Source organism: Peptoniphilus senegalensis JC140, assembly GCF_000321025.1.
In the GTDB taxonomy this organism is placed as follows: Bacteria; Bacillota; Clostridia; order Tissierellales; family Peptoniphilaceae; genus Peptoniphilus_A; species Peptoniphilus_A senegalensis.
Window position 1 is genome coordinate 730,486 of record NZ_HE610718.1, and the last position, 10,521, is coordinate 741,006.

The window sequence follows — 10,521 nt, forward strand, 5'->3', positions numbered from 1 at the left end:
AATATTCAATTCTTGTGAAAATTATAAAAGCTCACATTTTTCTGTGAACTATTTTGACATTTAATTCAAATTTATTAAGGTTAAGAATTTATTTTTTGAATAAGTTCTTTTATATTTAATATAACTTCTTCAAAACTAATATTAAAGTAGTTTATTTGATTTTTTATATAATTATTCCACTTGAGTAAAATATTTTCGTTAGAGGAAATTAAATCAATTGTATTTAAAAGCTCATCAACATTGAAGACATTCCCCCTATAAGAAAAAGTATTTATGCAGGCATTTTTTAGATTATCAAAATTTATTTCTTCCTTTTTCAGTAAGTAAATAATATAAACATCAAAAAAATCTTTGCTTCTACTGTTAAAAACTCCTCTTGAGCAAATAGTTTCAATTTTTTCTGCGAGAATAGTTTCAACATTGTAAGCCTTTAAATTAAAGTTTTCTCCAGTAAAAATGCTTTTGTAATTGTAGTTCACTTCTTTTGGAGTTATAGGATCTCCAGTTGCTATGTCGATGTGAATTTTTTCTTTAATATTTTCTAATTTACACATTATTTCAACTCTGTATCCGCCGTAAAGATCATCGTCTTTTATGCTTTTTAAATCAATAAGGTCAAAAGAAATATCATCGCCATTTTCCCTTAATATTATTTCGAACTTTTCTCTAAGAATTTCTTCTTCCAAAGAAAAATTTCTTATTGAAAAATCAATATCTCTAGTTGTCCTTTCCTCAAGACCTATAATATTAGACAACAAAAATCCACCCTTAAAAATAAAATCAGAGGAAAAATCACTGTCAGCAATTTGCTTTAGTATTCTTTCCAAAAAATAATAGGTTTGAATGGAATTGTAACTTAAGCCTGATTTTTGAGATACTTGTAAACAAAGGGCTTTCAACTTATTTTTATTCATATATAACCTCAATTATTTCGCTAACTTCTCTTTCGATTTGCATTTTCCTTGCATAGTCATAAAGTTTATTCAAATCTTTATTCTTATCCTTAATGTAATTATTTATGGTTTTGGAAAAAAGTTCACTGTCTATTTCCTTTCGACTTTTTACAAAATCACAAAAAGTTCGTTCTTTATTATAGGCTTTAACCATATTTCCATACTTAGTTTTTATTTTAGTAATTCCAAGCCCATAAAGGTCCTTACTTACATAATGAACAATTACATTTTTATCAACTCTGTGAGCATTGTAACCTCTATACACTGTTACTTCCATCTTCTGGGGAATAAAATCTGTGACATCGTGAAGGTATAGAGAAGATGTATAAGAAAAAATAGGCACATCATATCTGTTTGAAAAAAAATAGTATTCATCGTGATCGCCTTCCTTTGAGATATAAACACCTCTATCAACTCTTTCTAGAAATCCATATTTAACCATTCGATGAAGATAAATAGTAGGTATGTTATTTTTTACAAGTTCCCTATTAGTTATTATCCCATGGTTTTCTTTTATTTTATTTTCAATAATTTCTATATAATTCAAAATATCGCCTCTGTTTTGTTGCTTTTGTGCTTACATTTTATCAATTTGTACGCAGGTTTACAACAAAAATTATTTTAGTTAAAAATATTTATCTTAATTCATAAAGTTAAAATTGATTTATAGTAGTGTATATGATATTTTTTAGTAAAGTAGAGATATAGTAAATGTTTTTAGTAATATTAAAAGATGTAAAAGGGAAATTAAAAGTTAGGAGGATTTTTTGAAAAAATATATAAATTTTATAACCTCACTCTTTCTTTTTCCGATTTTAAACATAATCAGTTTAAAAATTTTTGGATACATAGGTGGCAGGATTCAAGCAACCTTTGATATAAAATATATGATTATCTTAGCTCTTCTTAAAATTTTAATGATTTTATTTTTGGGTTTTATGCTTGCCTATTATTTTAATTTTGCAAGGAAGCTATCAAAAAAATCTGCTGGAATATTTTTCTTAATTGAAATTCTTATACTTGTAGTTTATGTAGTCACTAAAAAATATTATTTGTCTGAAAAATTTTTCTATCTTTATGATTTTAATGTACTGTATTTTTTCTTGATTCTAGGCGAGAATATTTTTTTGCTTTTAAATAAAGGTCAACAATAAAAGGCTCTTCTCATACAGTAAAAGAGCCTTTTTGCAAAATCTTTCTTCTGTATATATAGTAAGAATATTTTTGAAATATTCCAATTAAAAAAAACACACAGACTTTTTATATCTGCGTGTTTAAATATTATTATCTCTCAAGGAATAACACTTGTATAGAATATCTATAATCTCTTCTTTAGTAAACTTTTTTATATGCAATGATTTTAAATTAACATCTTCATCAGCTACTTCTAGTAAAAATCTTTTCATATCTTTGGCTATTTCTTGACTAAGAATTTTTCTTGTATTGGGTGTAATTAATTGAACTAACCTAAATATATCATTTTTATGTTTCTTTAAATTTCTGCTATCAACATGCTTTCCTTTCAACTTCTGTTCTTTTAAATCTAACCATGCTTTTGCCTTAAAGGGTATTAGGCAAGTTGTACTCAATACTGGAATCCCGTGAATTATTTTATTTTCAGTTTTCAGTAAGTTGTAGTATGCTTCATTCAAAATGATTGCTGATAAACTAGATATTTCTTCATCTATTGGGAGTGGTGTAATAATAGCATCATCATCTAGATTTATAAAGTATGGCTTTCTTGAGAATATTTCTATCATGTAGGGATATTCACTACTTTTTGGTTCTGTAAAACGATAAAATTGTGCATCTCCAGTACTTTTATTCAAATGTTTATAATCTGCTTCTTTAATAAACTCCCAAAATTGTTTACCAAATTCAAGTGTTAGGGACTCAATAATTAATACCATATCTACATCTTTGGTTGAACGAAATGCTAATTCTTCATCCTCCATTAACAAAGAACAAGCTGTGCCACCTATTATGACATATTGGTTTTCATATCCTTGAAATTTATCCTTAAATTTTGCTAACCCATCCATTATCAGTTTTGCAACCTTCTTTCTTGTAAATCATCTATTGCTTCTTCAATCCTCTCATCAGTTGTGTCTTTAAAAGATAAAACAACAGAGATATCATCAGCATTTGTATCCCTTGAAAATTGTTTAGGATTATACGCCCATAATTCGAGTTTAACATTTTTTTCTGGGTCTATTAATTCTTTTTGCAATAATGTTTTATCATAATCTTTTTCATTTATTGCATAAGTAACAATTCTGCTTGGGCTTAACAAGGTTTTTTTAGAAAGTGCTGTTTCACCAGAAAAAACCATGTCGTGTGTAACTTGCATTTTATCTATATATCCTGTTTTAATAACAGGAGTAGATAAGTAGGGTTTGGCTTTTGTAAACAAGTCCTTTCTACTATATTTTGATTCGATAAACTTATTTACACCATCTTTGGCGATAAAAAATAGATCCGTTGCTTCCAGCTGTTTTACAGCTCTTGTCAATGTCATTGCCGTATATGGAAGATACCTTTTAGCTTCTGAAATGTACATTCTTTTTTTATTATTATATAGATAAAATAGGAATAATTGTTGTGTTGAATAAACAAATTTTTTTGGTAGTTTTTGAGTTTCTTCTTCATCCATAAGCATTGCTCCAATAAAAGGTAGGTATAATTGTTTATTGGTAATAAACGGTATGTTATTCTTTATAAGACTTTTTTTACGATAACTTGTCACTGTTTCAAATTCGAGAACAACTGGTACATTGTCAATTGTTTGTATTTTTTTTATTTGTTTTGTTAAGGCGGGTAGCGTTACAAGTTCTTCTAATGGTTTAAGTATTATACAACGTGTGTTTCCAATGCTTGCTTGATAAACATCATAACTATCCATAATATATACTGGTAAATAATTTTGATGTTCCCATTCTTCATATTTTACAGAAATTCCAAATATATTTTTATGCATATTTACTTCCCTCCTAATTTAACTTAATTTATTTTATTTTAACTTAATCAAAGTTAAAAGTCAATTTTTTGAGTTATTAGATCTTTTAGTTTTGAGGGAGGTGGTAATAGTGATGAGTGTGAAACTTATGTTTAAATTAAAAGGGTGATGTCGCAGAATAGATGATTCTACTCTGCAACATCACCTAAAAATTTTTTAAATTAGCTTATGGAAAACAGGGAATTAATATGGCCTGATATACAAAAAAAGCCCACGAGTTTGTGAGCTTTCTTGATAAATCTTATTTAAAGTTCTAATTTTTTAAGCAGATGATTTGCCTTAAATTTATAAAATCTTTTACATCAACTTTGATACATTTCTTGCGTAGGTAATTGGGTCTTTTATGTCAAGACCTGCCACAAGTCTTGCACCATCGTAAAGTAATTCTGTGTAGGTTTTAAATTCTTCTGAGTCCTTGTCCATGTCCTTTAATTTTTTAACAGCAGGGTGGTTTGGATTTATTTCCAAAACTTTGTCTGCCTTAAAGGCTTCATTGTTTGGCATGTGGCTAAGGGTCTTTTCCATTTCTATGGAGATTTCGCCCTTGCTTGATAGATAAGCTGCGTCATCTTTTAGATTTGGATTTTCCTTTATTGATGAAACTTCGCCAGCTAAAAGGTCCTTCATCTTCTTTACATAGTCGCCAAGATTTTTTTCGTCTTCTTCTTTTACTTCTGTTTCAGAAATTGACTTGAATTTCTTTTCATCGTACTCATCAAGCATTTTGATGACAAATTCGTCTATTGGGTCGGTTAGGGCAAGGACTTCAAGGTCTTCTTCTATAAAGTGTTTTATTTGTGGAAGTTCCTTAATGCTTTCAAGAGACAAACCATTTGCATAATAAATATTGTCTTGGTCTGGTGCCATTTCTTTTCTGTATTCGTTAAATGTCACATTTTCTCTTTTTGTTGTGTTATAGATAAACAAATCCTTTAACTTGTCCTTGTCTGCACCAAAGTTTTCGTAGGCGCCAGATTTTAAACTTACGCCAAAATTTTTGAAAAACTCAGCATATTTTTCTCTGTCATTTTTAAGAATTTTTGCAAGTTCATCTAGGATTTTCTTTTCAATGTTTTTCTTTATAAGTTGTAATTCACGAGTTTTTTGTAACATTTCACGAGATATATTAAGTGAAATGTCTTCTGAATCAACTACACCCTTTACAAAGTTCAAATAATCTGGAAGAAGGTCTTCGCATTTTTCCATAATGAGAACTCCGTTGGAGTAAAGTTCAAGTCCGCCCTTTCTATCAGGGCTCAAGAAGTCAAAGGGTCTCCTTGAAGGAATGTATAAAATTGCCTTAAAGGAAATCATCCCTTCCACACTGATGTGAAGGTGGGCAAGGGGATCTTCAAAGCCAAAGTGTCTTTGTCTAAAGAAGTTGTTGTAGTCCTCATCCTTTAATTCATTTTTATTTTTTCTCCACATAGGAACAGATGAGTTAAGGACATCATCTTCTCTGTAAGATTCAAATTTTGGTTCATCCTCTGTGGAGTCATCAGTTGGTCTTTTCTTTTCCACTTCCATCTTTATTGGGTAGGAGATGTAGTTGGAGTAGTGGCTCACAAGTTCTCTTATTTCGTATTCATCGAGATACTTGTCATAATTTTCATCTTTAGTATTTTCCTTTAAGTGAAGAGTGATTATTGTGCCGTGACTTTCCTTTTCTCCATTAGAAATTGTGTAACCTTCTGCTCCCTTGGACTTCCAAAGATGAGCATTATCTTCTTTATAAGACCTTGTGAGGACAGTAATTTCATCTGCAACCATAAAGGCAGAGTAAAAGCCCACGCCAAATTGTCCAATTATTTCGTGGTCTTCATTTTTTTCATTTGAGTTTTTAAAATCAAGAGAGCCTGACTTGGCAATTGTGCCCAAGTTAGATACAAGTTCATCTTCTGTCATGCCTATGCCGTTATCTTCAATGGTAATAGTTCTCTTATCTTTGTCTGGTCTAATTCTTATATAATAATCTTCGTGATTGAATTTTACCTTATCGTCATTTAGGGCGATGTAGTACATCTTGTCCATGGCGTCAGAGGCATTTGAAATCAACTCACGCAAAAATATTTCTTTATTTGTGTAAATGGAATTAATCATTAAGTCCATTAATCTTTCGGTTTCAGCGTTGTATTTTTTATTTTTCATTTAATCACCTTTCTTCAATTTTATTATTTTAAAATTTATTAGCACTCAATAACTTCATCTGCTAATAATATATATCTTTTCAAATAAATAGTCAAATAAATAGTCAAATAAATAGTCAAATTTTATGAGTTTTTATTTGTGGCGCATTTAATTTTATAACTTATCATGCAAAAAATATTTACGGGAGAAAACTTTTCCAATTAGAAAGATATAAAATAAGAAAAAAATACAGTAAATTTATGAAAATTTTTGCTTGTGTAAAATAGCAAATTTCATAAAAAAATTTGTTGCAGGAAATAAAAAATACCTAGCAAAAATTAAATAAATAAAAATAATTAATTTAAAATAAGGCTGCAATTGTTTTCAAAAGTTTTCAATTGATGTATAATATAGTTGGTGTTTTAGAAGGGAGGCAAAATGTTTACTGAAGTAGAAAAAGGCAATAGAATAAAAATTATTACAGGACACTTTGGCAGTGGAAAAACTGAATTTTCAATAAATTATGCCCTATATCTTAGAAAGTATTTTGAAAAAGTTGCAGCAGTTGATTTGGACATTATAAATACATATTTTAGAATTAGAGAGAAAATGGATTTTTTAAGTGACCACGGCGTGGAATCATTTTCATCTAATATGCGTGATAAAAACGCCTTAGATATACCAGCAGTTGATGCATCAATTTTAAAACCACTTGAAAATAAGAATTATAGAGCTGTATTAGATGTTGGCGGAAACCCTAAGGGATCACTTTCTCTTGGCAGATATAGAGATATTTTAAAGAGAGAAGGCTATGACCACTACTTTGTCATCAATAGAAATAGACCAGAGACTAAGGACTTTAAGTCTGTTAGAGATTTTATTGGACAAGTGGAAGGTCATTCACAAAGCAAAGTAACGGGAATAATTAACACTACTCATTTTTTGAAGGAAACTATAGCAGATGATATTTTGTATGGCGATGAGCTTGCAAGAGAGGTTTCAGATAAGCTAAATCTTCCCTATGTCTATGCAGTCTGCCTAAGAAGTATAGAGAGTGATGTTAGAGCTTTGAATTTGGGAGCAGAAGTTTTTCCCATAGACTTATATTTTAGAGAAGATTGGATGTTATAGGAGGTAAATAATGGCTAAAGGAAGAGTTGAATTTGAAAGCGACAGATGTAAGGGTTGTGGACTATGCGTAACTGTATGTCCAAAAGATGTAATTGAAATCGACATGGATACTATTAACAAAAAGGGTTATGCACCTGCAATGGCAAAGAGACCAGAGGATTGTATTGCTTGCCAAAATTGTGCAATAACTTGTCCTGATTCAATTATTACAGTTTATAAAATTTCTTAAGGGGTGTTTACATGACAAAGGTACTTATGAAGGGGAACGAAGCAGTTGGTGCAGCAGCTATTGAAGCTGGTTGCAAATATTTTTTCGGTTATCCTATTACTCCTCAATCTGAAATTCCTGAATATTTATCAAGGGAACTTCCAAAGGTTGACGGATGTTTTTTGCAAGCTGAATCTGAAGTTGCAGCTATAAATATGCTTTATGGTGCTGCAGGAGCTGGAGCAAGAGTTATGACTTCATCTTCTTCTCCTGGAGTTTCACTAATGCAAGAAGGTATTTCTTATATGGCAGGGGCAGAACTTCCTTGCGTAATTGTAAATATGATGAGAGGGGGTCCAGGACTTGGATCAATTCAACCTTCTCAAACTGATTATTTCCAATCAACAAGAGGTGGCGGAAATGGGGACTACAGAACAATTACCCTAGCACCATCTTCTGTGCAAGAACTTGTAAATTTAATTGAACTTGGCTTTGACCTAGCAGACAAGTACAGAAATCCTGTTGTAATCATGAGTGACGGTGTACTTGGACAAATGATGGAACCAGTTGAATTTGGAATGCAAGAAAAAATGGATCTTCCTGAAAAAACTTGGGCAACAAGAGGCAAGGGAAAGAATCACGGCGAAAGAAATATTATAAACTCAATTTATCTTTCTGCAGATGAACTTGAAGAACACAACAAACATTTAATTGAAAAATACAGACAAGTTACTGAAAATGAAATTAGAGTAGAAGTTGATGGAATTGAAGATGCTGATTTAGTTATCAGTGCCTATGGAACTACTGCTAGAATTGCAAAGAGTGCAATTGAACAATTAAGAAGAGAAGGTCACAAAGTTGGTCTTATCCGTCCAATAACTTGCTGGCCATATCCTTATGAAGCCTTCAAGGGCATAAACCCATCTTGCAAAGACATTTTAGTTTGCGAAATGAACCAAGGACAAATGACTGATGATGTCAAGATTGCAGTTGAAGGCAGACAAAAGGTTCACTTCTTTGGAAGACAAGGCGGCGTAATTCCAAATGTGGAAGAAATTAAAGAAGCTGCTCTTGAAGTTTTAGGAGGTCTCAAATAATGGAAAAAACTAATGAACAAGTTTTATATAAATATTCAGATGGTTTGACTAGAAATGAAACTCACTATTGTCCAGGATGTACTCACGGAGTTATCCACAAATTAGTGGCAGAATCTTTAGTTGAACTAGGAGTTTTAGACGATGCAATTGGAGTTGCACCAGTTGGTTGTGCAGTTCTTGCTTACAAATATTTTAACTGCGACATGCACGAAGCAGCTCACGGTAGAGCCCCTGCTGTTGCAACAGGCATAAAGAGAGTTCATCCAGACAACTTAGTATTCACATACCAAGGCGATGGCGACTTGGCTTCTATTGGTACTGCAGAAATTGTTCAAGCAGCTCACAGAGGAGAAAATATTTCAACAATTTTCGTCAACAATGCAATTTATGGTATGACTGGTGGACAAATGGCACCAACAACACTAATTGGTCAAGTTACAACAACTTCTCCTTACGGAAGAGATGAAGCTTGGTGTGGTAAGCCAATTAGAGTTTCTGAAATGCTTGCTACTATTGACGGAGCAAAATTTGTTGAAAGAGTTTCAGTTGACACTCCAGCAAATATTAGAAAGGCAAAGAAAGCAATTAAAGAATGTTTCAAATATCAACTTGAAGGCAAGGGCTTTGGAATTGTAGAAGTTTTATCATCTTGCCCAACAAACTGGGGACTTCCTCCTGCAGATGCACTTGCATGGCTTAGAGATAATATGATTCCATACTATCCACTTGGTAATTTTAGGAGGGGTGAATAATGGCTACTAGAGATATTATTGCTGCTGGCTTTGGCGGACAAGGTATTATGGCAATGGGTCAACTTATAACTTATTCAGGAATGCTTGAAAATAAATTTGTTTCCTGGCTACCAAGTTATGGACCAGAAATGCGTGGAGGTTCTGCAAACTGCTCAGTTGTAGTTTCTGACGAACCTGTTGGCTCTCCAGTAATTTCACAAGCAACAGATGTAGTAGTTATGAACGAACCATCACTAGAAAAATTTGAACAATATGTTGCACCTTGCGGAAATTTATTCATAAACTCTTCCCTTGTTAAAAAAGCACCAACAAGAGATGACATAAATGTATTTTCTATTCCAGTAAATGACTTGGCAAATGAACTTGGCAATGCAAAAGTTGCCAACATGGTAATGCTTGGAGCATTTTTGCAAGTAACTGATACAGTAAAAGTTGAATCAGTTATAAAGGCCTTCACAAAAGTTTATGGCGACTCAAAGAAAAAACTACTTCCAATAAATGAAAAGGCAATAGCAAGTGGACAAGAAGCAATAAAGGGAGCAGGCTGTCTTGGTGGAGTATGTCAAATCCTTCCAGAAAAGACTAATTCTAAGGTTAAGAGCCACTACTCAAGACAAACTGCAGCAAGCGTTGAACTTAGCGGAAGAGATCTTGAAAACATCGAATACCTAAAGACTATCAAAAAATATTCAGCAGAAGATGACCAAAAGATTTTCGACAATGAAATGTCAATTGTTGAAGAAGCACTTTCCATTGAAAGCGAATCTATTAAATTCTGCGACAAGGCTGCTGAAATGTTAAAGGGCGACGATGCAGGAGAAATCTTCGCATCACTTGCACATCAATCAGAAGAACACATCTCTTACCTAAAGGGATTAAAGGAAACATTAAAATCAAAAGACGAAACTTCTCTTGCCGACAAGATCAAGGCAAAACTTACTAAGAGAGAAGATTACGATTGGGGCAAGGTTGACCCAGAAAAGGCAAGACTTGCACTCAATGTATTTGCAATAGCTAAGGACATCAAAAATTCTTCCATAGCCTTCTATGCTAAGGCTAAGGAAAAATCTATGGATGCCAATGCAAAGAAACTTTATGATGAACTTGAATATTGGGAAAACTTCCAACTAGAACAAGTTGCAGGTCAGTATGACATTTACAAGGAAGAATGGTGGGCTGACCAAATGTTCTCGAAAATGTAAATTTTTGAAATAAAGAATAAATAATAAAAAATAAA

Annotated in this window: 11 protein-coding genes; 6 read left to right on the plus strand and 5 right to left on the minus strand. The window is 32.1% G+C overall.

All coding sequences use genetic code 11. The features are described 5' to 3' along the window. Positions 1–80: 80 nt before the first annotated feature. The gene (locus PTSHG_RS07945; protein WP_019108366.1) at positions 81–914 is read right to left on the minus strand and encodes a nucleotidyl transferase AbiEii/AbiGii toxin family protein; all 834 of its coding nucleotides are present in this window, start codon (positions 912–914) and stop codon (positions 81–83) included. Then, positions 907–1,500 (minus strand): type IV toxin-antitoxin system AbiEi family antitoxin domain-containing protein, encoded by a 594-nt coding sequence (locus tag PTSHG_RS07950; RefSeq protein ID WP_019108367.1) that lies wholly within the window; start codon positions 1,498–1,500, stop codon positions 907–909. The genes PTSHG_RS07945 and PTSHG_RS07950 overlap by 8 nt, the downstream gene beginning before the upstream one ends. Before the next feature lie 220 nt (positions 1,501–1,720). Between PTSHG_RS07950 and PTSHG_RS07955 the strand changes: the two genes are divergently transcribed. Beyond that, positions 1,721–2,107, plus strand: a complete 387-nt coding sequence (locus tag PTSHG_RS07955; protein WP_019108368.1) for a hypothetical protein — start codon at positions 1,721–1,723, stop codon at positions 2,105–2,107. Between the two features lie 120 nt (positions 2,108–2,227). On the opposite strand, the gene PTSHG_RS07960 is transcribed toward PTSHG_RS07955, so the two are convergent. From PTSHG_RS07960 to htpG, 3 genes are all read right to left on the minus strand, one after another. Further along, complete coding sequence (locus tag PTSHG_RS07960; RefSeq protein ID WP_019108369.1) at positions 2,228–2,995, minus strand: hypothetical protein; 768 nt, start codon at positions 2,993–2,995, stop codon at positions 2,228–2,230. Between the two features lie 2 nt (positions 2,996–2,997). Continuing rightward, a complete protein-coding gene (locus PTSHG_RS07965) occupies positions 2,998–3,930 on the minus strand; it encodes a MarR family transcriptional regulator (protein WP_019108370.1) in 933 nt (310 codons plus the stop codon). 336 nt (positions 3,931–4,266) lie between these two features. After that, positions 4,267–6,117, minus strand: a complete 1,851-nt coding sequence (gene htpG / locus PTSHG_RS07970) for a molecular chaperone HtpG (protein ID WP_019108371.1) — start codon at positions 6,115–6,117, stop codon at positions 4,267–4,269. 417 nt (positions 6,118–6,534) lie between these two features. On the opposite strand from htpG, the gene PTSHG_RS07975 reads away from it, so the two are divergent. The 5 genes from PTSHG_RS07975 to PTSHG_RS07995 are packed head-to-tail and all read left to right on the plus strand — an operon-like array spanning position 6,535 to position 10,486. Continuing rightward, positions 6,535–7,227: an ATP-binding protein gene (locus PTSHG_RS07975; protein ID WP_019108372.1), complete on the plus strand. Its 693-nt coding sequence runs from the start codon at positions 6,535–6,537 to the stop codon at positions 7,225–7,227. 10 nt (positions 7,228–7,237) lie between these two features. Next, a complete protein-coding gene (locus tag PTSHG_RS07980) occupies positions 7,238–7,456 on the plus strand; it encodes a 4Fe-4S dicluster domain-containing protein (RefSeq protein WP_019108373.1) in 219 nt (72 codons plus the stop codon). A gap of 11 nt (positions 7,457–7,467) precedes the next feature. Further along, positions 7,468–8,532, plus strand: coding sequence for a 3-methyl-2-oxobutanoate dehydrogenase subunit VorB (locus PTSHG_RS07985; protein ID WP_019108374.1), 1,065 nt, complete (start codon positions 7,468–7,470; stop codon positions 8,530–8,532). Further along, on the plus strand, positions 8,532–9,284 hold the full coding sequence (locus tag PTSHG_RS07990; RefSeq protein WP_019108375.1) for a thiamine pyrophosphate-dependent enzyme: 753 nt from the start codon (positions 8,532–8,534) through the stop codon (positions 9,282–9,284). The genes PTSHG_RS07985 and PTSHG_RS07990 overlap by 1 nt, the downstream gene beginning before the upstream one ends. Next, on the plus strand, positions 9,284–10,486 hold the full coding sequence (locus PTSHG_RS07995) for a 2-oxoacid:acceptor oxidoreductase family protein (RefSeq protein WP_019108376.1): 1,203 nt from the start codon (positions 9,284–9,286) through the stop codon (positions 10,484–10,486). Before PTSHG_RS07990 ends, PTSHG_RS07995 begins: the two co-directional genes overlap by 1 nt. Positions 10,487–10,521: the final 35 nt, after the last annotated feature.